This is a genomic window from Paraburkholderia sp. UYCP14C (assembly GCF_004197395.1).
Taxonomy (GTDB): Bacteria; Pseudomonadota; Gammaproteobacteria; order Burkholderiales; family Burkholderiaceae; genus Paraburkholderia.
Window position 1 is genome coordinate 12,350 of record NZ_SELS01000039.1, and the last position, 21,107, is coordinate 33,456.

General features: G+C 65.4%; 19 protein-coding genes. 14 read left to right on the plus strand and 5 right to left on the minus strand.

What is annotated here, in order from left to right; genetic code table 11:
- Positions 1–74: 74 nt before the first annotated feature.
- The 5 genes from EVC45_RS28760 (at position 75) to EVC45_RS28780 (ending at position 5,809) form a co-directional block, all read left to right on the plus strand.
- The gene (locus EVC45_RS28760; RefSeq protein ID WP_129961582.1) at positions 75–1,862 is read left to right on the plus strand and encodes an FAD-dependent oxidoreductase; all 1,788 of its coding nucleotides are present in this window, start codon (positions 75–77) and stop codon (positions 1,860–1,862) included.
- Entirely contained in the window at positions 1,862–2,473 is a 612-nt protein-coding gene (locus EVC45_RS28765; protein ID WP_129961583.1) for an NIPSNAP family protein, read from the plus strand. Before EVC45_RS28760 ends, EVC45_RS28765 begins: the two co-directional genes overlap by 1 nt.
- A 27-nt stretch (positions 2,474–2,500) precedes the next feature.
- Positions 2,501–3,352 carry a sugar phosphate isomerase/epimerase gene (locus EVC45_RS28770; protein WP_129961584.1) on the plus strand — a complete coding sequence of 284 codons (852 nt, stop codon included), beginning with the start codon at positions 2,501–2,503 and terminating at the stop codon, positions 3,350–3,352.
- Between the two features lie 116 nt (positions 3,353–3,468).
- Positions 3,469–4,866: an MFS transporter gene (locus EVC45_RS28775; RefSeq protein WP_129961585.1), complete on the plus strand. Its 1,398-nt coding sequence runs from the start codon at positions 3,469–3,471 to the stop codon at positions 4,864–4,866.
- A gap of 88 nt (positions 4,867–4,954) precedes the next feature.
- The gene (locus EVC45_RS28780) at positions 4,955–5,809 is read left to right on the plus strand and encodes an IclR family transcriptional regulator (protein ID WP_129961586.1); all 855 of its coding nucleotides are present in this window, start codon (positions 4,955–4,957) and stop codon (positions 5,807–5,809) included.
- A gap of 105 nt (positions 5,810–5,914) precedes the next feature.
- Here the strand turns inward: EVC45_RS28780 and EVC45_RS28785 are convergent, their stop codons facing one another.
- Positions 5,915–6,952 carry an AraC family transcriptional regulator gene (locus EVC45_RS28785; protein WP_129961587.1) on the minus strand — a complete coding sequence of 346 codons (1,038 nt, stop codon included), beginning with the start codon at positions 6,950–6,952 and terminating at the stop codon, positions 5,915–5,917.
- A 217-nt stretch (positions 6,953–7,169) separates the two neighbouring features.
- Between EVC45_RS28785 and EVC45_RS28790 the strand changes: the two genes are divergently transcribed.
- Positions 7,170–7,451: a hypothetical protein gene (locus EVC45_RS28790; protein WP_129961588.1), complete on the plus strand. Its 282-nt coding sequence runs from the start codon at positions 7,170–7,172 to the stop codon at positions 7,449–7,451.
- 692 nt (positions 7,452–8,143) lie between these two features.
- Positions 8,144–10,042, plus strand: a complete 1,899-nt coding sequence (locus EVC45_RS28795) for an ATP-dependent metallopeptidase FtsH/Yme1/Tma family protein (RefSeq protein ID WP_129961589.1) — start codon at positions 8,144–8,146, stop codon at positions 10,040–10,042.
- 16 nt (positions 10,043–10,058) lie between these two features.
- On the opposite strand, the gene EVC45_RS28800 is transcribed toward EVC45_RS28795, so the two are convergent.
- The 3 genes from EVC45_RS28800 to EVC45_RS28810 form a co-directional block, all read right to left on the minus strand.
- Positions 10,059–10,319 (minus strand): hypothetical protein, encoded by a 261-nt coding sequence (locus EVC45_RS28800; protein ID WP_129961590.1) that lies wholly within the window; start codon positions 10,317–10,319, stop codon positions 10,059–10,061.
- 89 nt (positions 10,320–10,408) lie between these two features.
- Complete coding sequence (locus tag EVC45_RS28805) at positions 10,409–11,230, minus strand: TSUP family transporter (RefSeq protein ID WP_129961591.1); 822 nt, start codon at positions 11,228–11,230, stop codon at positions 10,409–10,411.
- A 183-nt stretch (positions 11,231–11,413) separates the two neighbouring features.
- Positions 11,414–12,538, minus strand: coding sequence for an acyltransferase (locus EVC45_RS28810; RefSeq protein WP_129961592.1), 1,125 nt, complete (start codon positions 12,536–12,538; stop codon positions 11,414–11,416).
- A 383-nt stretch (positions 12,539–12,921) separates the two neighbouring features.
- On the opposite strand from EVC45_RS28810, the gene EVC45_RS28815 reads away from it, so the two are divergent.
- A complete protein-coding gene (locus EVC45_RS28815) occupies positions 12,922–14,037 on the plus strand; it encodes an OpgC domain-containing protein (protein WP_129961593.1) in 1,116 nt (371 codons plus the stop codon).
- Between the two features lie 101 nt (positions 14,038–14,138).
- Positions 14,139–15,767 carry a tannase/feruloyl esterase family alpha/beta hydrolase gene (locus EVC45_RS28820; protein WP_248295297.1) on the plus strand — a complete coding sequence of 543 codons (1,629 nt, stop codon included), beginning with the start codon at positions 14,139–14,141 and terminating at the stop codon, positions 15,765–15,767.
- Positions 15,768–15,868: 101 nt separating this feature from the next.
- On the opposite strand, the gene EVC45_RS45790 is transcribed toward EVC45_RS28820, so the two are convergent.
- On the minus strand, positions 15,869–16,261 hold the full coding sequence (locus EVC45_RS45790) for a hypothetical protein (RefSeq protein ID WP_168991555.1): 393 nt from the start codon (positions 16,259–16,261) through the stop codon (positions 15,869–15,871).
- A gap of 462 nt (positions 16,262–16,723) precedes the next feature.
- Between EVC45_RS45790 and EVC45_RS28830 the strand changes: the two genes are divergently transcribed.
- Genes EVC45_RS28830 through EVC45_RS28850 form a run of 5 tightly spaced genes read left to right on the plus strand, consistent with a single transcriptional unit; the run spans position 16,724 to position 21,060 of the window.
- Positions 16,724–17,644 (plus strand): STAS domain-containing protein, encoded by a 921-nt coding sequence (locus EVC45_RS28830; protein WP_129961595.1) that lies wholly within the window; start codon positions 16,724–16,726, stop codon positions 17,642–17,644.
- A 35-nt stretch (positions 17,645–17,679) separates the two neighbouring features.
- On the plus strand, positions 17,680–18,039 hold the full coding sequence (locus tag EVC45_RS28835) for an STAS domain-containing protein (RefSeq protein WP_129961596.1): 360 nt from the start codon (positions 17,680–17,682) through the stop codon (positions 18,037–18,039).
- Positions 18,040–18,080: 41 nt separating this feature from the next.
- Complete coding sequence (locus EVC45_RS28840; RefSeq protein ID WP_129961637.1) at positions 18,081–18,521, plus strand: anti-sigma regulatory factor; 441 nt, start codon at positions 18,081–18,083, stop codon at positions 18,519–18,521.
- A complete protein-coding gene (locus EVC45_RS28845; RefSeq protein ID WP_129961597.1) occupies positions 18,506–19,600 on the plus strand; it encodes an ATP-binding protein in 1,095 nt (364 codons plus the stop codon). The genes EVC45_RS28840 and EVC45_RS28845 overlap by 16 nt, the downstream gene beginning before the upstream one ends.
- Positions 19,597–21,060 (plus strand): sensor histidine kinase, encoded by a 1,464-nt coding sequence (locus tag EVC45_RS28850; protein WP_248295295.1) that lies wholly within the window; start codon positions 19,597–19,599, stop codon positions 21,058–21,060. The genes EVC45_RS28845 and EVC45_RS28850 overlap by 4 nt, the downstream gene beginning before the upstream one ends.
- The last annotated feature ends 47 nt before the right edge of the window (positions 21,061–21,107 follow it).

Sequence of the window (21,107 nt, forward strand, 5' to 3'; positions counted from 1 at the left end):
AACTAAGTTAAGAAGTGGAATAGTATTCAATAAATGCAGCAACGCGAATTTTTCAACCGACGAAGCGAATGGCGATGAAGCGCGAACCGATCCTCGAATGCGATGTACTGGTGCTGGGTTCCGGCGCGGCGGGACTGTCCGCCGCGGTGACGGCAGCCAGCCAAGGCCTGCGCGTGATGGTGGCCGAGAAGGCCGACGTGTTCGGCGGCACCAGCGCATGGTCGGGCGGCTGGATGTGGATTCCGCGCAATCCGCTCGCGACGCGCGCGGGCATCGTCGAGGAAGCCGAAGCATCGCGCACCTATCTGCGCAACGAACTCGGCGCGCACTACGATCCGGAAAAGGTCGACGCTCTGCTCGATCGCGGTCCGGAGATGATCGAGTTTTTCGAGCGCGAGACGGCGGTGCGTTTCATCGACGGCAACCACATTCCCGACTTTCATACGACGCCGGGCGCGATGACGGGCGGCCGCTCGGTCTGCGCGATGCCGTTCGACGGCCGCGAGCTCGGTCCGCTGATCGAGCGCCTGCGTCCCGCGCTCGACGTGGTGACGCTGAAGGGCATGGCGATCGCGTCCGGGCAGGATCTCGCGCACTTCTTCAACGCGACGCGTTCGCCGCGCTCGGCCGTGTATGTGCTGCGCCGGCTCGCCGCGTTCGCCAGAGACAAGCTCCGCTATGGCCGTTCGATGCATCTGGTCAACGGCAATGCATTGGTCGCGCGTCTGCTGAAATCGGCACAGGACCGCGCGGTCGATTTGCGCACCAACGCGAAAGCGGTGGCATTGCTGCGCGAAGGCGATGCCGCGACCGGGCACGTCACGGGCGCGCGCGTCGAGATCGACGGTGTCGCTCATGAGGTGCACGCGGCGCGCGGCGTCGTGCTCGCGTGCGGCGGTTATCCGCATGACGTCGCGCGGCGCGCGCAAACCTTCGCCTATACGCCGTCGGGTCGCGAGCACTGGTCCGCCGCGCCGCTGACCAATACCGGCGACGGCATCCGCCTCGGCGAAGCGGTCGGCGCGCATTTCGACGCGTCGCTGGAAACGCCGGCGGCGTGGGCGCCGGTGTCGCTGGTGCCGCGCAAAAGCGGCGAGGCCGCGCTCGCGTTTCCGCATCTGATCGAGCGCGCGAAGCCGGGTGTGATCGCGGTCACGCGCGCGGGTCGGCGCTTCGTCAACGAGGCGTCGTCGTATCACGACTTCATCAATGCGCTGATCGGCACGACGCCGGCGGGCGAGGAGGTCTGCGCATGGCTGATCTGCGATCACCGCTTCCAGCGCCGTTACGGGCTCGGCTTTTCGAAGCCGTTTCCGTTCCCGACCGCGCCGTATCGCCGCTCCGGTTATCTGCAGTGCGCGGATAGCCTCGCCGAACTGGCTGCGCAATGCGGTATCGATCCGCAAGGTCTTCAAACGACTGTCGCCGCCTACAACAGTTACGCGAAAGACGGCTTCGATCCGCAGTTCCACAAGGGTTCGACGCCGTACAACCGCGCGCAGGGCGACGCACGGCACGAACCGAACCCCTGCAACGCGCCGCTCGAACACGGCCCGTTCTATGCCGTGAAGCTGCTGCCCGGCAGCCTCGGCACCTTCGCGGGCCTCGCCACCGATGCCGCCGCGCGTGTGCTCGACGACGCGGGCCAGCCGGTGCCGGGTCTCTACGCGGTCGGCAACGACAGCGCGAGCATGATGGGCGGCTGCTATCCGAGCGGCGGCATCACGCTCGGACCCGCGATGACCTTCGGGTATCTGGCGGGGCTGTCGCTGGCCGGCGCCGCGCAGGTCGATGGCATGGCCCGTGCCGCACGCACCGAACCCACTCCGAATTCCTCCATCCCGACACAAGGACGCATCTGATGAACCTCTACGACCTCGTCACGCTCACCATGAAAATCGGCGCCAACGCGCAGGTGTTCGAAAGCATTCAGTCGCACGGCGACGCGCCCGGCTCGAAGCTGCTCGGCTGCTGGTACTCCGATATCGGCACGCTGGGGCAGGTGCTGGTGCTGCGCGGCTTCGATTCCGAAGCGTCACTGATCGCGGAGCGCAAGCGTATGCTGCTCGAAGGCAATCCGTTCGGCTGCGGCGAATCCGTCACCGACGTGAAGATCGACAGCTATGCGCTGTTCCCGTTTTTGCCGCCGATCGAGCCTGCGGTTCACGGCGGCATCTACGAGATGCGTGTGTACGGCACGAAGCTCGCGAGCCTGCAGCACACGATCGACGCCTGGGAAAAGGCGGTGCCCGAGCGCACGGAGCGCTCGCCGCTCGTCGGCGCAATGTATGCGCTCGACGGCACCGTGCCGCGTTTCCTGAACATCTGGCCGTATGCGAGCGTCGACGAACGTTCGCGGATTCGCGCCGAAGCGGTGAAGGACGGCATCTGGCCGCCGAAGGGTGGCCCCGCCCATCTGACGACGATGGAGTCGACGATCTGTGTGCCGGCGCCGTTCTCGCCGCTGCGCTGAGCGCGCTACCCAACTCGAGGAAACGACATGATCCAGCACAACCCGCGCGCGCTGTCGCTATCGGCGTTGACCGTGCTCGAACTGAGCCCGCCGCAGATGATCGAGTGCGCCGCGCAAGCCGGCTACGACTACGTCGGCCTGCGGCTCGTGCCCGCCACCGATCACGAAGTGCGGCACGACATCATCAGCCCGGGCCCATTGAAGCGCGAGACGCTCGCGCGTGTGCGCGACATCGGCGTCAAGGTGCTCGACGTCGAGATTCTGCGCCTGATGCCCGACACCGACGTGAACGCCTGGCTGCCGATGCTCGACACCGCCGCCGAGCTAGGCGCGCGCTACGTACTGGTCGCGGGCAACGATCCCGACGAAGCACGTACCGCCGAGCGGCTCGCACAACTGTGCGAGCTGGCCGAACCGCGCGGCCTCGCCCCATCGCTCGAACCGATGCCCTGGACCGACGTGAAAGACGTCACGCAGGGTGCGCGCATCGTCAAGGCGACCGGCCGGCGCAACACCGGGCTGATCGTCGATCCGATCCACTTCGATCGCGCGGGGACCTCGACGGATACGTTGCGCGCATTGCCGCGCGAGTACTTCGGCTACGTGCAGTTCTGCGATGCGCCGGCCGAACGGCCGACCGATCTGGACACGCTGCTGTATCAGGCGCGTTGCGAGCGCATGATTCCGGGCGAGGGCGGCCTCGATCTCGCCGGCATTCTGCGCGCGCTGCCCGACGATCTGCCGATCAGCCTCGAAGTGCCGATGCAGCAATGGGCGCAAACCGCGTCCGCGCTCGAACGGGCACGCAGGCTGCGCGAGGCGACGCTCGCTCTGCTCGAGCGGACTTACACGGCGACGCCGTCGTCTATCACGTCATGATGTAACTGCACACCGCAGTTCACCCCCGGCTGGTCCTTCACGAAAAGCGCACGGTAATGAGGCGCAGGGGACCGGCTTGCCCAATCGATCACGATAAAAGATCTGGAGACAGCAGCATGGAACCTTCAAGCAAGGCGCCGCGGCAACGCACGTCCGCGTCGCGCGCACTCGACGTACAGCAGTGGCTCGACGAACGTCGCATCGGGCGCTTTCAGATTCTCGTATTGCTGATGTGCATGTTCATCGTCACGCTCGATGGGCTCGATACCGTGATGGTCGGCTTTATCGCGCCGGCGTTGTCGAGCGCGTGGGCGATTCCGCGCGATGCGCTCGGCCCCGTGATGAGCGGTGGCCTGCTCGGCCTCGCATTCGGCGCACTGTGCGCGGGACCGCTCGCGGACCGCTTCGGCCGCAAGACCGTGATGACCTGCGCGGTGCTGTTCTTCGGCGTGTGGAGTTTCGGCTCCGCGTTCGCGACCAACATCGGCGAGCTGACCGTGCTGCGCTTTCTGACCGGCCTCGGGCTCGGCGCATCGATGCCGAACGCCGCGACGCTGATGGCCGAATACGCGCCGCAGCGCTGCCGCGCGTTGATGGTGACGACCGTGTTCTGCGGCTTTACGCTCGGCGCGGCCGGCGGCGGCTTCGTCAGCGCATGGCTGATCGCCGCGCACGGCTGGCACTCGGTGCTGATTCTCGGCGGCGTGCTGCCGGTGCTGTACGTGCCGTTGATGATTCGCTGGCTGCCCGAATCGGCGCGCTATCTCGCACTGAAGGACGCGCGGCGCGCGCGGCTCGTCGCGGTGTTGAACCGCATCGAGCGCGGTGTCGCCGATCAATCGACGCGCTTCGTCGCATCCGCCGTCGCGCTGCAGGCGCCGAACAGCGAGCGCAGCCCGGTGCGGCTGATCCTGTCGCGCGGTTACGCGTTCGGCACCGTGATGCTGTGGATCTGCTACTTCGCGGGGCTGCTGACTGTCTACCTGCTCGGTAGCTGGCTGCCGACGCTGATTCGCGGCGCGGGCTTCACGCTCGGCGAGGCGGCGCTGGTCGGCGCGCTGTTCCAGGCGGGCGGCACGATCGGCTCGCTTGCGATCGGCTGGTTGATGGACCGCTTCAACGCGCACCGCGCGCTCGGCGCAACCGTGTTCGCGGGCGGCGTGCTCGCGTGGGCGATGGGTCTGCCGGGCCACGGCATCACGGCGATGGCCGTGCTCGCGTTCTTCATGGGCTACTGCATGAACGGCTCCAACACCGGGTTCTGCGCACTGGCGGCAAGCTCGTATCCGACCCGGATGCGTGCGACCGGCACCAGCTGGATGCTGGGCATCGGCCGCTTCGGCGGGATCGCGGGCGCGATGCTCGGCGCCGGCATGCTGCACGCGAACTGGGGCTTCAGCCAGGTGTTCACGTCGCTGGCCTTGCCCGCGGCGGTCGGCGCCGCGGCGGTGCTGCTCAAGGGCGCGCGGCATCGCGGGCCGCTGCTGCGCGTGAGCGCGGGCATCGGCCATTGATCGCGCCGGAACCGGCGCCCGCCGTGCCCTTGAATTCCGCTGTGGAATCATGTTCTCATGTGGGATTCGAATCGAATGAGAGTGGATCATGGCGGGGAATCTCGAGCGGGCGCTGGCCATCATCGAATTGCTGGCGAAGCAGGGCGGCAGCATGCAGCTGGCCACCATCGCCGATACGCTGAACATCCCGCGCAGCGGCACGCATCGGCTGCTCGCGGAACTGAGCGACGAAGGCTACGTGCGTCAGGATGAGCACGGCGAATACGTGCTGGCGCTGAAGCTGGTGTCGCTCGGACTGATGTGGCTGTCCACCGCCGGCGTGCTCGATATTTCGCAGCCGGTGCTGGATCGGCTCGCGAACGCGTCGGGCGAACTCGCGCGCCTGGGCGTGATCGAGGACGATCACATTACTTTCGTCGGCAAGGCGCAGGGCGCGCGCTCCGGGCTGCGCTACGACCCGGACATGGGCAGCAGCCCGCCGCTGCACTGCACCGCGAGCGGCCAGGCGTGGCTCGCGACCATGAGCGACGAGGAAGCGCTCGAACTCGTGTCGCGCCAGGGCGGCATCGGCAAGGCGGGGCCGCTCGGGCCGAAGGCGCCGAAGACGATCCAGCAGTTTCTGCAGGACCTGGCCGGCGCGCGCAAGCGCGGCTACGGCATCGCGAGCGAAACCTACGAGGCGGGCATGACGTCGATGGCGGCCGCGATCCGGCATCCGGTGACGGGGCTGGTGGTCGGCACCGTCAGCCTCGCGGGTCCGACCAGCCGCCTGCCGGACGCACGGTTGAAGGAGCTTGCGCCGGCGCTGCTCGAAGCCGTGTCGGACATGAGCGCGGCCGCGCTCAGCTCGCCGTATTTCAAGCGCACGCCGCGCGTCGCGCCGCCGGTGGCGGCCGTGCGGGCGGTCGAACCAAAGCGCAAGGGGCGGCCGCGCGCGGCTTGAGCGGCTGTTCGAGCGGTTGCCGGAGTGTTCGCCTGAATGGCGCGAGCCGTCTGAATCGCTTGCGTCGCGCCCAAGCGGCTGCGCTTTCGACTGCGTCAGCCGCGCCTACACCATCTCCATCAGCCGCAACTCCAGCGCGCGAGCCCGCAGGTCTTGCGGACTCATGTCGAACGCGCGCCGGAACGCGCGCGTAAAGTCCGACGCGCTGACAAATCCCAGTCCATACGCGATTTCAGTGACCTGAAGCTGCGGGAAGCGCACGAGCTCGTCCGCCGCTTCGCGCAGCCGTCGATGGCGGATATACGCAGCGAGCCCTCCCTCGTGCTCGAACCAGCGATAGATCGTCGCGCGTTTCAGATGCAGCGCCTGCACGATGCGGTCCGGCGTCAGGTCGCCCTGATGCAGGTTCGCGTCGATATAGCGGCGTACCTGCGCCATCAACGCTGCCTGCAACGCCGCGCGGTCGGCGCCGGTCAGGCGCGCGTGCTTGCGGAACGCGGCGATCAGCAGTTGCCTGCCGGTCTGCAGCGCGTCGATCGCGGCAGCGGCATCGAGCGCGGCGACCTCGTCCACGAGCGCCGCGAGATGGCCCAGCGCGAGCCCGGCGAGCGGTGCTTCGTTACGCACGATGCGGCCATGAATCCCGACGCCGTCGCGCAACTGCTCGTCGACGAGCGACGCCGGCACGAACAGGCTCAGCACCCGACAGTCGGGCCGCTCGACGCGAAACGGCTGGTTCATATCGAGCGCGACGATGCCCGCCACCGAGCCCGGCTCGCTGCGCTTCTTGCGCATGCCCGTGATGTGCCCGACCTCGCCTTCGAGAAACAGATGGAATACGTAATCGCGCCGCTGGTCGGTCGAGATGCGCGCGACCGAGCGCTCCAGCAGCATCGCCTCGGTGCGACAGTCGGTCAACACCATGCCGCCGACCGCGTACAGGTCGATTTCCCCGCGAAAACCGTTGGCGATCTGCTCGCGCGACGGTGGCGCGTCGATCACGTGACCGACCCGCTGACGCCACGCGAGAAACTGCTCGCCCGGTGCGAGCGCGTGCGTGCTGAAACGATTCGTCGACACGACCGTGCGCGATTCGGCCGCGGCGCGCGCGGCCAGGTGGGACGGTGACGGGCGCTGGCTCATGAAATGACGGCGATTGCAAGCATGGATGGGTTGACAGAGCAAGGCGGGGCGATAGCAGGAGGATTTCTCGCGCCCGCGCCTCATTTTGAGACGTACGGTCAAGCCGCGCCAGAAAGCTGCGTTATCGTCACATGATTAAATTGCAGATCGCTATCGATTGTAGCGGTCGATGCGGCGGAATCATCAGGCCAACAGGCAGCACACGGGGGTAGCGAAGATGAGCCTTACCAGCAGGCAACCGGCCGTGCAAAACGGCGGGCGGCTTCCGGCCAGTTTCGCCGATGGCCAGTTGAGGCATCTCGAGAGTGTGCTCAGCTATGTGGCGCGCAAGGACGGCGCGCGGCCCGATGAGCTCGACCACGTCTATTGGGAACAGCGCATTCGCGCGCTCGAAGAGACGCATGAGCTGATCGCGAGTCAGCGCACGCGCATCGCCAGGCTGCGGGGCATGTTGGATTTGACGGCGCGTATTCGCGTTGCGCGGCGCACGGCCGCTTGATTTATCGGGGTGGTCCGCGAGGACCAGCAGTAGTGCAGCGCAGGAGAGAACCGCCGACGCCGTCCGGTATCGGCGCCAAAAAAAGCAGGAACCTGAGAGAAAGTGGCGATGATGCGAACGGGCCCGCAGAGGCCCGTCGCTCATCCGCCCGATATTCGTCGAGCGAGCGTAGCGTTCGCCTTCCTCGCCGCTGACCGCGATCGTTTCCATTCCCCTGATTTCAAAACCCTGACTTAATCGCGGGCTATTTTCACATCATTTAAACCGCGTCGAAATCCCCGCCTTTGCAGTAAATCTGACTGATTTTAATTGGGGTGCGGTTAGATATAGACATTTAAAAACACGCGCCGCTTTTTACGCTGATAAACTGTGCGCCGGAGCCAATGCGGCGACGCCTTCCGCGCGTTCGCCGCGTCCCCCTTCCGGCGTGTCGATGGCCGGATAGACGGTACAAATAGGCCTTTTCCGCGAATTTGACAGACGCGTCCCCCCGGCATACAGCCTTCGGCCAACGCGACTCACCGGGACGCACATAGCGTCGTCCTTCTGGATTGTCCTTTACGCCACGTCCGTGTGGCGCTTCGCCTCAGCCGATTTTCCCGCAGACTCCGAATTCCGATTTCGACAGGTAATTTTGACAGACAGCTTGATTAAGTAAGGGCTTGTTCAAGTCCGCATTTTGGAAATGACTCATGAAGCCGGGAAATAATTCGCTTGGGAAAAGACGCGCACGCAAAATCGTGGTGGCGGCGGTAGCGGTGCTGCTCGCGGTGCTGGTCGGTTGGGGCGGCTGGTATTTCCAGCATCGCACCGAGCCGCAGGCGCCGGCGCTGAGCGGCATCGCGAGCCAGATGCGTCACGATGCGTCCGCGTGGACGCATGCGGAGAAAGACGCGTCGACGATGCTGCGCGACATTCACGACACCAACGTCGCGGCGATCGGCGTGAGTCCCAACGCGATTCTGGTGTCGCTGCGTGACGGCTCGAAGTATTTCGTCACCGACCACAACGCGACCTTCTCGCACGCGCTGCTGCTGGGCGAGCGCTCCGACGCCGCCGCGTATCAGCTCGTCTGGCTGCCCGACGTCGACATCCACAGCGACGGCGCGCGCTGGACCCAACTGTTCGAGCAGTTCCGCGACGCGCTGAGCGTGCTGCTGCCGCTCGCGCTGATCGGCGGCATGGCGTGGTTCATGCGGCGCGAGATGAAGGGCGGCGCGAGGCTGCTCAGCGAAACGCCGACGCTGCGTTTCGACGACGTGATCGGCGCGAACGAGGCGAAGGCCGCGCTCGCCGACATTCGCGGTTACCTGTCCGATCCGAAGCAGTTTTCGTCGCTGGGCGTGCGCGCGCCGTGCGGCATCCTGATGGTCGGCGCGCCCGGCGTCGGCAAGACGCGGCTCGCTCAGGCGCTGGCCGGCGAATGCGGCGCGAACTTCATTTCGATCACCGGCAGCTATTTCAGCGCGAAGTACTACGGCGTCGGCATCCAGAAGGTGCGGCACCTGTTCGAACTCGCGCGCAAGAACGCGCCGACGGTCATCTTCATCGACGAAGCGGACGGCCTCGCTAAACGCACCGACACCGGCGGTGGTCCGGTCGAAGCCGAAAGCAACCGGATCATCAACCAGCTGCTGGCGGAGATGGACGGCTTCGAATCGAACGAGGGCGTGATCGTCGTCGCCGCGACCAACCATCCCGACAATCTCGACGAAGCATTGCGCCGCCCCGGCCGTTTCGACCGCACGGTGCAGGTGCGTCTGCCGGATCGCGAAGACCGTGCCAAGATTTTCCGCTTCTACGCGCAGCGGCTCAAATCGAAAGCGGCGGATATCGACTACGACCAGCTTGCGCGCTTGACGACCGGACTGTCGCCGGCCACCGTCGCGATGGTCGTGAATCAGGCGGGGCTGATCGCGCGCAAGGCGGGCGACAACGAAATCGCCGCGAAGCACTTCATGGAAGCGATCAAGATTGCGCGCATCGGCGACGTGAGCGGCGCCGAGCGCGCGCTCACCGAGGACGAGCGCAAGCGCATCGCGGTGCATGAGGCGGGCCACGGCCTGGTCGCCGCGCTGCTCGGCACCGGCGTGCTCGAAGAAGTGACGATCCTGCCGCGTGGCGGCGCGCTCGGCGTCGCGCTGATCACCAAGGCGCAGGACAAGCACCTGTACCGCGAAACGGAAATCCGCAACGAAATCCAGGTGCTGCTCGGCGGACGCAACGCGGAAATTCTGATGTTCTCCGAAGCATCGAGCGGTGCCGCGTCGGACTTGCAGGAGGCCTCGCGTATCAGCCTCGACATGGTGTCGAAGTTCGGCTTCAACAGCGACGGCGATCTGTTCAGTCTCGCCGCGTTGCCGTCGCAGTACGCGGGCCTGCAAATGAAGAGCGCAATCGAGCATGCGAACGTGCTGCTCAAGGAGCTCAACGAACTTTGCTACGGGCTGCTGCACGCGTACGAGCCGGTGCTGCGCGACATTTCAGAGCAGTTGCTCGAACACGAGACCGTGCCTGGAGACGCCGTTTATCGGCTCATCGCCGAGCACAAGGGCACGCTGAAGATCGTGCATGAGCCCGAGGCGGCTTGACGGACGTTTCGAAGCGCTACGCGAAGTCGGACGGTCCCGGATCGGGTACGCCCGGCGGCGGGTCGGTATCGCCCAACGGGTCGCCGCCGTGCTGGCCGGGTTTTTTCGGGTCGGGTGCGGGGGTTTCACCCTTTTTCGGCAGGGGCTGATCGAGGCCCGGTTCGACCGGCGTGGGGATAGCATCGCCGATGGGCTTCGAGACCTCGGCGGGCGGCCTGCCGGGATCCTCATCCGCCGGGCGCTCAGGCTCGTTCGGGAAGTTCGCGGTATTCGACACAGTGTGCTCTCCAGTTGCTGAAGGTAAGCCTTCGAGCAGCAATGCACGTGCCACGGTCCCGTGGCGGACGTTTGAAGCGTCGGCTCGCGTCAGAGCGAAGGCGCGCCGAACAGCGCCTGAACCACGCCCGATTTCCAGATCATCTGCGCGGCTGCGGCCAGCACGAATAGCAGCACCACGACGCGAAACACCGCGGGCGGCAGACGGTCGCGCAGCGGCCGCACGAGCAGGATGCCCGCGATCACGGGCACGCTCGCGCAGGCCGAGATCGCCAGATCGGTCCAGCTCGCATGCGCGCCGCCGCTGAACGCCGCGACCAGCGTGATGATCGATACGACCAGAATGATCGCGATCTGCTTCGTGAACGCCCTGCCGGTTGCGCCGGTCGCGATCAGATACATCGCGAGCAACGGGCCCGGCACCGACGCGATGCTTTCCATCAGCGCGGCGCCGAAGCCGAGCACGAGACCCGCGGGCTTCGCCCAGTTCGGCGACAGCGTGAGCCGTGGCGCGGCGAGCAGCAGCAAGGCCGCGATCATCAGCAGCACGCCCGCCGCCGCCTGTGCGCGATGCGGCGCCAGCGAGATCAGCACCGACACGCCGACGATGTTGCCGAGTACGGTGCCGACGAGCGGCGCCGCGATGCGCTTCATCGTCGGCAGCAACTCGCCGCCTTCGAGCGCCTGCGGAATATTCCCCAGGATGATCGGCATCGACAGCAGCAGGACGGCCGCCTTGATCGGTAGAAAGTGGCTGAGAATCGGCATCGCGACGAGCGGCACGCCGATGCTGACCACACCCTTGACCATGCCGCCGAGCAGCAGCGCGGCCACGATGCCGGCGAGCGCATAGAGATCGAGCGTTTGCAGGCTGGTCCCGAGGATGCCGGTGGCGAAAGCGAAATGAGACATGGTCGAGGTTGGCGAATCGGTGAGGCGAGCGGCATGGCAACAAGATGCCGCGCGTATCGTGTTCTTCTATCGGTTGGCCGGTTCGGTCCCGCGGAGTGTGTCAGGTGAGGAGCGGCCGGATGGTGAGGCCGAATAATAGCGTGATCCGCGTAGCCGGATAGATCGGCGAGCTGATTCGATCTTTCAGGCGACGTCGGAGGCGACGTTCTTCGTCGCTTTCAATACCGGTTCGCCGCGCGCCTTCACCCGCAAAATCGGCGCCTCGATCAACCTCCACGACAGCCACGCAATGCCACGCGAGATCGCAAACGACGCGACGATTCCGGTCATATGTGCCCACATCGGCACGACGCCGCCGAACCATGCTTCGGCATGACGGTTACGCGTCAGGTCGGGAATCAGGTTGTGATACAGATAGAAGCCGTAACTGATACGCCCGAGACCGACGAGCCAACGCGTCTGCAGCAGACCCATCACGGCGGTATTGCGGCAACACGCAATCGAAGCCACCAGCGCGGCAATCCCGATCCCGTACGCGGCGCTGATCGCGGTAAACAGCAAGGGATCGTCGAGCATGTTCCACCTTGGCTCGGCCGCGCACAAACCGATCACGACCAGACTCAGCACGAAAAGCGTCAGGCCATGACCGAGCCAGGCGCGCACGCGGCCGCGATCGTCCGCGATCGCGAGGCCAGCGATGCCGCCCAACGCGAGCAACCAGACATTGCTCAACGGATGCGTATAGATCGTGATCTCGTCCCAATGCGCGGCGCGCATCGCGAACAGCGCAGCGAGGCCGAGGGCCACGATCGCCCAACACGCCGCTCGATGTCGCCGCGTCGCGAGCAGCAGTAACAGCGGCGCAACCACGACATAGAACTGCTCCTCGATCGCGAGACTCCACAAGTGCGAATAGCGGCCCGGCCAGTAGCGCAGCACCGAGCCGATCCAGAAGTTCGATAGGTAAGCGAAATGAAATGGCATGCCGCCCGCAAGCTCCGGGTTCGCGAGGCCGAATGCCATCAGCACGCACATCACGACGAGCATCAGGTAATAGATCGGAAAGATGCGCACCGTGCGACGAAACAGAAAGCGACCGAGTTCGGCGCCGAAACGGCTGTCGCCCGCTTCGATTCGCGCGCGCTGCGTCGACAGGATGCCGATGATCAGAAAGCCGCTCAGCGCAAAGAAGATCCACACGCCGAGATGCCCGATCTCGCCGATGTCGCCGAATAGTCGATGCTGCAGAAACACCATCAGCACGGCGATCGCGCGCAACCCATCGAATCCGGCAATTCTGTTTTTCATAAACCTCTATTCGCAAAGTGGCGGAAAAGCACGAAAACATCGTACGGGGAAAAAATGCGAAAAAAATCGCAGCACGTACTCGACGATTTATTTTCGAGGCTCGCGTGCGCCCATCAGTACAGGTGTCCCTGTTTCGTGCATGAAAAGCCGCAAAACTTTCCGCTCGGTCGCTAAAAGCGCTCCGAGTATTACCAGTCGCCAACGACTTCATTTCAGATTGCTGTGAAAGCGAACATTAAAGGCGGCGTGTTGGCGCATTTGTTCGCGGCATAGGCGAGGTGTGCGAACGATGGAGTCTTTGGTGTTTTGCCGAAGTTGGGGCCGCTAATGCGTGGCCGTTTGTGTTCTTGCGCGCCGTCGGTGCGCATTCTTCGAGAAGACGAATGGAAATTCCTGGCCGCGGTCGTGGACGATCGGTCGAAGTCGATTTCTTTCGCGGTGTCGTGCTGATCGTCATCGTGCTCGATCACATTCCCGGCAGCACCTTATCCCACCTGATGCTGCACGCGTACGCATTGTGCGATTCGGCCGAGGTGTTCGTGTTTCTCGGCGGCTATGCATCGGCGGCCGCGTATACCGCGGTGCTTGCGCATCGCGGTGAGCATGCGGCGCAGTTGCGCTTCTTCAATCGCTGTTGGGAGATCTATCGCGCGTATCTGTTGACGGCGATGCTGACGCTCGTGTCCGGCGCGATTCTCGCGCTGCTCGATCTGAACCGGCCGATGGTAGAAATGACCGGCTGGCCGCCTTTCGCGTTGCAGCCGTGGCGACAGGCCTTCGATATCGCACTGCTGCGCCGGCAACCGTATCTGTCCAGCGTGCTGCCGATGTACGTGCTGTTCGCGCTAAGTGTGCCCGTGATGGTGCCGCTCGCGCGCCGCTCGGCTTCGCGCGCGCTTGCCGTGAGCCTCGCGGTGTGGGCCGTTGCGCGGCCGCTTGCCGCGTTATTCAGCATTGACGATGTCGCGGACTGGGCTTTTAATCCGTTTGCGTGGCAGTTGATGTTCGTGCTCGGTATGTTGTGCCGCGTGCGGCCGATCAGCGAACGCTTTCATGCGAGCCACGCCGCGCAGTGGTTCACGCGCGTCGCGGTGGTCGCGGTGCTTGCCTTTGCGTTCGTCAAACTTTTCGTGCTCACGCAGCCTTTGCCCGGCACGCACAAGCAGAATCTTTCCGTGGAACGTGTGATCAATTTCATCGTCATCGCATGGTTCGCCGCCCAGTTCGTGCGGACGGGCAGCATCGCGTGGCTTGCGCGGCGGCTGCCCGCCGTCGTGACGGTCGGGCGCACCGGGCTCGTGTGCTTCGTCACCGGCACGCTGGTGTCGTTGATCGTCGATACGGCGACGCCGCACACCTTTCACGGTTTTCGCGCTGTGCTGGTCGGGCTCGGCGGCGACCTCGCGGCGATCGGCGCGCTGCTGATGATCGCGCGCGGCTGGAGCGGCTGGAAGAGGCAGCAGTCCGGCGCGCAGGCCAAGGGCGCGGGTTACGGATGACGCGCCGCGGGCGCCGCGGGCGCATCACGACCACGCTGCGTACTACGCGCACGACGCGGACGATGCGCACGACGGGCAGGCTCGTTGGACTCGCAACCGTGATGAGCGTCGTCGTGCTCGCGTGGCTTGCGATGCTTCGCACGGCCGCGCTGGCCAAAGAAACACCGTTCGCGATGCACTGCGCGGAGTTCGCGGGCGCGGTGCTGTCGCCCGAACTGATCGAGATGCCAACGGCCGGCGCGCTGATCGAAAGCTCGGCGATGATCGGCGCGACCGCGCCGGGCAATCAGCAAGGCGGCGAGTATTGCCGCATCACGGGCCGCATCAAGGCACTGAATCCGACCACGCCCGACATCCGCTTCGATCTGAATCTGCCGCGTCGCTGGAATGGCCGCGCGTTGCAGATCGGCGGCGGCGGGTACAACGGTGTGGTCGTCAGCGGCACCGGCGTGATGCCGTTCTCGCCGGATCGCGCGCCGCTCGCGCAAGGCTATGCGACGTTCGGTGACGACTCGGGGCATGTCGGCGATTCGTCGCTCGCGGAGTTTGGTCTCGTCGATGAAGCGGTGACGAATTTCGGTTACGCGCATCTGAAGAAAACCCACGACGTCGCGCTCGCGTTGATCGCGCGCGCGTACGGCCGGCCGCCGCAGCGCATGTACTTTGCCGGCGGCTCGACGGGCGGGCGCGAAGGCTACACGGTGATGCAGCGCTTTCCCGACGACTACGACGGCGTGATCGCCAATTCGCCCGCGCTGAATTTTTCCGGCGTGCGCTTGATCGGCGTGAAGCTCGGCCAGGCCGAGTTCGGCACGGCGGACGGCTTCGTGCCGCCCGCGCTGCTCGAACGCGTCTACCAACGCACGCTCGAGGTCTGCGACCGGCTCGACGGCACGGCGGACGGCATCGTCAGCGACGTTCAGGCGTGTCGCGCGCATGAGGCGCAAATCATAGATTCGCTGCGCTGCGCGTTGCGCCCTTCATCGCACGATGCGTCGCACGACGCGTGTCTGAGCGACGCGCAACTGGCCACCTTGCTGGTGATGCGCGATGGGCTGTCGCTGCCGTATCGGCTCGCGTGGGACGTGAGCGGCTATCGCGGCTACAACGTGTTCCAGGGCACCCAACTGACCGGCGTGCTCGGGCTCGCGCATCAAGCGCGACGTCAGCCGGTGCCGACGTTCTATGCGAACGGCTATCTGTTCGCGCAAGGCGACGGCTATCTGCGCTACTTCGTCGCGCGCGATGCGGACTTCGATTCGTTGACGTTCGATCCGCAACGGCCCGGCAAATATCGATCGCAACTGATCGCGCTGTCGGGCACGATCGGCTCGATGAACCCGGACCTGTCGCGCTATATCGCACACGGCGGCAAACTGATCACGCTACAGGGCCTCGCCGACGAAGTGATCAGCCCGAACCAGACGATCGCGTATCACGACGCGCTGGTCGCGCGTTTCGGCAAGGACGAGGTCGATCGTTTCGCGCGGCTCTACATGGTGCCGGGGTTTCAGCATGGCAACGGCGTGTTCATTCCCGCAGTCGATCTGCTCGGCGCGCTCGACGCTTGGGTCACGCGCGGCGTCGCACCCGAAACGCTGACGGCCACCGATATCGCCGCGGCGACCAATGGACGCTCGCGGCCGCTGTGCCGCTATCCCGGCTTTCCGCGCTATATCGGCAAAGGCAATGTAAATCTGGCGAGCAGTTTTGTCTGTGCGCAGCCTTGAGGGGTGAGGCGTCGCAGCGCTTGCGATGACGAGCGAGCCGCACCAGAAAAGTGGCGACGCGGCACCTCGATGCCGCGTCGCCCGACGAAGCTCGACAGCCGTTACTGCCCGTTCTGCATCGTGCCGTTGTTCATGCCGTTGCCGGTTCCGCTGCGCATGCCGTTGTTCATGTTGCCGTTGTTCATGTTATTGCCCATGCCGCCCATCGAACCATTGGTCGCCGGGCTATTCGGCGTTGCGCCGGTGCCGGTGCCCATGCCGCCGCCGGTGCCGGTCACACCTGGCGAACCGTAGCCGGAGCCGGTGTTGCCCGGCGTGCGGACCGAGTTGGGGCCGACGCCCGGAGAGGCCGTACCGCCCGCGCCGCCGGTCGTGCCGCCACCGGCGCCGATGCCGTTGCCGCCTGCACCGCCGCCGCCCGCCTGCGCGTAGACGCCGCCCGACAAAGCCATCACGAGCGCCGAAGCGAAAATCGTCCTGGTCATGCGTTTCATGAGTTACCTCCACGAATAGGGTTGATGTCACGCAAGCGTCTGCTCGCTCGCATGATCGAAGCGGCGCAAGGGGTGTGCCTTGCACAGTTGCGTCGGCATTGCCGAAAGGGCGAGGCTAACGATAGTCATCCGAAGTAATTTCGTCCGATCGTCGGCCAGGCGAATCATGCGTGTTTGCGATGCAAACGTTGTCGCGTTGACGCGAGCTTCAAATCCCACTTATGGCCAATTTTCCAAAGCAATAGTTACCTCGGCCGCCATTGCCGGAAGTAAAAGCGGCCGATTAGAAAGCCCACACTACGTCATTCACAAAAGTTGCTTGCAAACCGTGGTCACAGCACTGTCACGCGCGCGACACGCATGCTAGAGTCCATGCGCCTGAATGCTGAGTCAAAGATTCACACACGCAAAAACGCGGACCTGTGCGGCGCGCGCGGTTCGTCAAACGACTAGGGATACAGAATGGAAACGCTTGGCGGAGTGCGTCTCGCTCAACTCTTCACTGAACGGCAAAACGAATTGGCGGGCGAGTGGGTCGCGCAGCAATTCGCCATTGCATCGCGGCGCGGCGGCGTCAGCGAAGCACAACTGCGCAGCCAGTTCACGCAGTTCGTCTCACAGATCAGCGCGGCGCTGAGCGCGTCGGATCGCGTCGATTTCCGCGCGTCCTCCTGGGATGAAGTGCGCAGCCTGCTGTCCGAGGTGTCGGCGCAGCGCGCGCGGCTAGGGTTCACGCCTGTCGAAACCGCGATGTTCGTGTTTTCGCTGAAAGAGCCCCTGTTTTCGCGCTTGCGGGAAGATATGGCGGCCGAGCCCGTCAAGCTCGCCGAACTCACGTGGACCATCAGCACGCTGCTCGACTCGCTCGGCCTCTTCACGACCGAAGTGTTTCAGACGAGCCGCGAACAGGTGATCGCGCGTCAGCAACAGGAACTGCTCGAACTGTCGACGCCGGTCGTGCAGCTGTGGGAAGGCATCCTCGCGTTGCCGCTGATCGGCACGCTCGATTCGTCGCGCACTCAGGTCGTGATGGAGAGCCTGCTGCAGAAGATCGTCGAAACCGGCGCGTCGATTGCGATCATCGACATCACCGGCGTGCCTACCGTCGACACGCTGGTCGCGCAACATCTGCTGAAGACCGTGGCCGCCGCGCGCCTGATGGGCGCTGACTGCGTGATCAGCGGAATCCGTCCGCAGATTGCGCAGACCATCGTGCACCTTGGCGTGAATCTGTCGAACGTGATCACGAAGGCAACGCTCGCCGACGCGTTCGTGATCGCGTTGCAACGCACCGGCAAGTCGATGTCGGGCGTCGTCGCGCGCGCGGACCGGCAGGGCGCGACGCACGCGAGCCCGGGCGCCCACCCATACGCCGGCGATTGACGCCGGCTCTCACGCATCTCAAACGGATTCCCGCGATGGAACGCATTCCCATTTTGCGAATGGGCAAATATCTGCTGGTGACGATTCAGGTCGACATGCACGACGGTCTCGCGATGACGCTGCAGGACGATTTGACGAGCCGCATCGTCAAGGACCGCGCGAAGGGCGTGCTGATCGATATCTCGTCGCTCGACGTGGTCGATTCGTTCATCGGCCGGATGATCGGCGAGACCGCCGCGATGGCGCGTGTGCTCGACGCTGAGACGGTGGTGGTCGGCATGCAGCCGTCGGTGGCGATCACGCTCGTCGAACTCGGCCTCGCGCTGCCCGGGGTGCGTACCGCACTCAACGTTGAGAAGGGCATGGCGCTGCTCGCCGGCACGGACGCGTCTTGAGCGCGTTTCGTGATGAGCGGCTTGTGAGCGCGCCTCCTGCCATGACGAGTCCCGGCTCCCCGAACCTGATCGACGGCCAGCCGCCCGACGAGGCGCTGCCGATCCGCTCGGACGAGCAGATCGTGCGGCTGCGGCGCTACGTGCGCGAAAAGGCGGTGGCGCTCGGGCTGTCGTTGATCGATCAGACCAAGTTCGTCACGGCGGCGAGCGAGCTCGCACGCAACACGCTGACGTATGGTCGCGGCGGCGACGTCTACTTCTACACAGTGCAACGCAATGGCCGAACCGGTCTGCGGCTCGACTTCATCGACCATGGTCCGGGAATTGCTGACATCCAGCAGGCGCTGACCGACGGTTTCACCAGCGGCAACGGGCTGGGCCTCGGTCTTGGCGGCGCCAGGCGGCTTTGTGACGAGTTTGAAATCCGCTCGGCGCCCGGTGAGGGCACGCACATTTCAATTACCAAATGGAAGCCGTTCTGAATCAATCGGGCGCGACGCAACAACGCTTCGAAATAGCCGACCCCAGCCAGATCTCGTTCGCGCGTCGCGGGATCGGCGACATCGCGCAGCGCGCGGGCTGCAGCGAGACGATGATCGGCAAGCTCGCGATCATCGTCACCGAATGCGCGACCAACCAGCTCAAGCATGCGCAGCGCGGCGAACTGCTCGCGCGGGTATTGCACGAGGTGGTGCCGCGTGGTTCGCGTGCGCGCAGCGGAGTCGAAGTGCTGGCTATCGACAACGGTCCCGGGATCCGCGACCTGCAAGCGTGCTTCGTCGATGGCTTTACCACGGCTGGCAGTCCCGGCAACGGCATGGGCGCGATCCAGCGCCTCGCCGACGAGCTCGACGTGTGGAGCGCACCGGACCTCGGCACGCTGCTGCGCATCGTGATGTGGGCCGATGGGGTGACGGGCGCGATCGCTCATGACGCGCCGATCGAATACGGCGCGATCAATCTGCCGCTGCAAGGCGAGACCTTGAGCGGCGACGCGTGGTCATGCGGCTACGCGGACGGCGAATTCACCGCGATCGTCGCCGATGGGCTCGGCCACGGCACGCTCGCGCACGAGGCCGCGCGCGCCGCGGTCGAAACGTTCGCGCAGCTCGGGCCGTCGAGTCTCGATCAGATCGTGGTGGCCTCGCACGATGCGTTGCGCGCGACTCGCGGCGCCGCACTCGGCGTCGCGCGCATTCCGGCGCAAGCACCCAGCGAACCAATCAACCACGAGCCACCCGCGGCCGCGCGGTTTTGCGGAATCGGCAACATCGCCGCGAGCGTGTGGACGCCGCACGGTCATCGTCATCTGGTGTCGCACGCGGGCATTGTCGGGCATCAGATGCACAAGGCACAGACGTTCCAGGTCGACTGGCCGCACGACGCGCTGTTGATCCTGCATTCGGATGGACTCGCGACGCGTTGGGATCTGAGCCGCTATCCGGGGCTGACGCTGCGTCATCCTGCGCTGATCGCGGCCGCGCTGTACCGCGATTTCGCGCGCGGGCGCGACGATCTGACGGTGTTCGTCGCACGCGCGCATCGCAAGGAGAGCGCATGACGACCGCTCCGCTGCACACGATGCCGCTCGACGGCGAACTCGCGACCGTCGCCGCGCGCCGCGTCGCGCGCGAATTCGGCGAGACGTTCGGCTTCGCGATGCAGGACCGCACGCGCATCGCGACCTCGGTGCTCGAAGTGGCGCGCACGGTACTGGCGGCGACGCGTGCCGGGCGCGTCGAGTTTCTGGTGGACGGGGCGGCTCAACCGCAGGCGCTGCTGATCCGTTTCGTCGCGCCCGCCACGCCGCTCGCGCGGTTTACCGCGCCGCCGGCGTCGAGCCTCGAAGCGCCGGCCGCGCTCGGCGTGCTGGCCGCGCAGCGTCTGATGGACGCATGCCGCTTCGACGATAGCGCCGGCGACGCGGTGCTCACGCTCGCCAAGCACCTGCCGGAACAGACGCCGCGCATATCCGCCGACGTGCTGCGCGCGCTCGCGCGGGCGCCCGCCGTGAGCGCGTCGCTGAGTGCCGAAGCGCAGGTCGAGGAAGTGCAGCGGCAGAATCGCGAACTCGCCGCCGCGCTCGCCGATCTGCAGGAGCGCAACGAAGAACTCGTGCGGCTCACACGCGAACTCGAGGACACCAATCGAGGCGTGGTCGCGCTGTACGCGGAACTCGACGAACGCGCGGTGCATCTGCGCCGCGCCGACGAGGCGAAGTCGCGCTTCCTGTCGAATACGAGCCACGAATTCCGCTCGCCGCTGTATTCGATCCGCGCGTTGTCGAAGCTGCTGCTCGATCGCGTCGACGGCGAACTGACCGAGGAGCAGGCCAAGCAGGTGCGCTTCATCCGCAAGGCCGCGGAGGAGCTGTCCGAAACGGTCGACGACCTGCTCGACATCGCGAAGATCGAGGCCGGCAAGATCGAACTGAAGCCGGCCGAATTCGAGGTCGCCAATCTGTTCTCGGCACTGCGCGGCATGATGCGTCCGTTGTTGCCGGCGAGCGATGTCGAACTGCTGTTCGAGCCGTGCGACGAGTTGCCGACCGTCTATACCGACGAAGGCAAGGTCGCGCAGATTCTGCGCAACTTCATCTCCAATGCGCTGAAGTTCACCGAGCGTGGCGAGGTGCGCGTGAGCGCGGTCTGCGACGAAGCCAGCGGGCGGCTGACCTTTGCGGTCAGCGACACCGGCATCGGCATTGCGCCCGAGCATCAGCAGAGCGTGTTCGAGGAGTTCGAGCAAGTCGAGAATCATCTGCAGAACCAGGTGAAAGGCACGGGGCTCGGGTTGCCGCTATGCGACAAGCTGTGCAGGTTGCTGGGCGGGTCGGTCGGACTGACGAGCGAGCCCGGCAAGGGCTCGACGTTCACGGCGACGATCCCGATCCGCTTGCCGCGCGCCGCGCAGCGTTCGGCGGCCCAGTCGGCAAAGGCGAGCGATACGAACGAACCCGGGCGCGGCGTCGACGGCAGCTGCGCTGACCTTGGCAGCGCGGCCGCAGAGGGTGCGGGATGAGCGCGCATGTACCGAAGCGCGCGACGCGCCGCGTCCGCGCACTGCAT

What these genes read in the sequence shown, in the direction of transcription:
- EVC45_RS28760 (WP_129961582.1), top strand. Translation starts at nt 75, where the DNA reads ATGAAGCGCGAACCGATCCTCGAATGCGATGTACTGGTGCTGGGTTCC.
- EVC45_RS28765 (WP_129961583.1), top strand. Translation starts at nt 1,862, where the DNA reads ATGAACCTCTACGACCTCGTCACGCTCACCATGAAAATCGGCGCCAAC.
- EVC45_RS28770 (WP_129961584.1), top strand. Translation starts at nt 2,501, where the DNA reads ATGATCCAGCACAACCCGCGCGCGCTGTCGCTATCGGCGTTGACCGTG.
- EVC45_RS28775 (WP_129961585.1), top strand. Translation starts at nt 3,469, where the DNA reads ATGGAACCTTCAAGCAAGGCGCCGCGGCAACGCACGTCCGCGTCGCGC.
- EVC45_RS28780 (WP_129961586.1), top strand. Translation starts at nt 4,955, where the DNA reads ATGGCGGGGAATCTCGAGCGGGCGCTGGCCATCATCGAATTGCTGGCG.
- EVC45_RS28785 (WP_129961587.1), bottom strand. Translation starts at nt 6,952, where the DNA reads ATGAGCCAGCGCCCGTCACCGTCCCACCTGGCCGCGCGCGCCGCGGCC.
- EVC45_RS28790 (WP_129961588.1), top strand. Translation starts at nt 7,170, where the DNA reads ATGAGCCTTACCAGCAGGCAACCGGCCGTGCAAAACGGCGGGCGGCTT.
- EVC45_RS28795 (WP_129961589.1), top strand. Translation starts at nt 8,144, where the DNA reads ATGAAGCCGGGAAATAATTCGCTTGGGAAAAGACGCGCACGCAAAATC.
- EVC45_RS28805 (WP_129961591.1), bottom strand. Translation starts at nt 11,230, where the DNA reads ATGTCTCATTTCGCTTTCGCCACCGGCATCCTCGGGACCAGCCTGCAA.
- EVC45_RS28810 (WP_129961592.1), bottom strand. Translation starts at nt 12,538, where the DNA reads ATGAAAAACAGAATTGCCGGATTCGATGGGTTGCGCGCGATCGCCGTG.
- EVC45_RS28815 (WP_129961593.1), top strand. Translation starts at nt 12,922, where the DNA reads ATGGAAATTCCTGGCCGCGGTCGTGGACGATCGGTCGAAGTCGATTTC.
- EVC45_RS28820 (WP_248295297.1), top strand. Translation starts at nt 14,139, where the DNA reads ATGAGCGTCGTCGTGCTCGCGTGGCTTGCGATGCTTCGCACGGCCGCG.
- EVC45_RS45790 (WP_168991555.1), bottom strand. Translation starts at nt 16,261, where the DNA reads ATGAAACGCATGACCAGGACGATTTTCGCTTCGGCGCTCGTGATGGCT.
- EVC45_RS28830 (WP_129961595.1), top strand. Translation starts at nt 16,724, where the DNA reads ATGGAAACGCTTGGCGGAGTGCGTCTCGCTCAACTCTTCACTGAACGG.
- EVC45_RS28835 (WP_129961596.1), top strand. Translation starts at nt 17,680, where the DNA reads ATGGAACGCATTCCCATTTTGCGAATGGGCAAATATCTGCTGGTGACG.
- EVC45_RS28840 (WP_129961637.1), top strand. Translation starts at nt 18,081, where the DNA reads ATGACGAGTCCCGGCTCCCCGAACCTGATCGACGGCCAGCCGCCCGAC.
- EVC45_RS28845 (WP_129961597.1), top strand. Translation starts at nt 18,506, where the DNA reads ATGGAAGCCGTTCTGAATCAATCGGGCGCGACGCAACAACGCTTCGAA.
- EVC45_RS28850 (WP_248295295.1), top strand. Translation starts at nt 19,597, where the DNA reads ATGACGACCGCTCCGCTGCACACGATGCCGCTCGACGGCGAACTCGCG.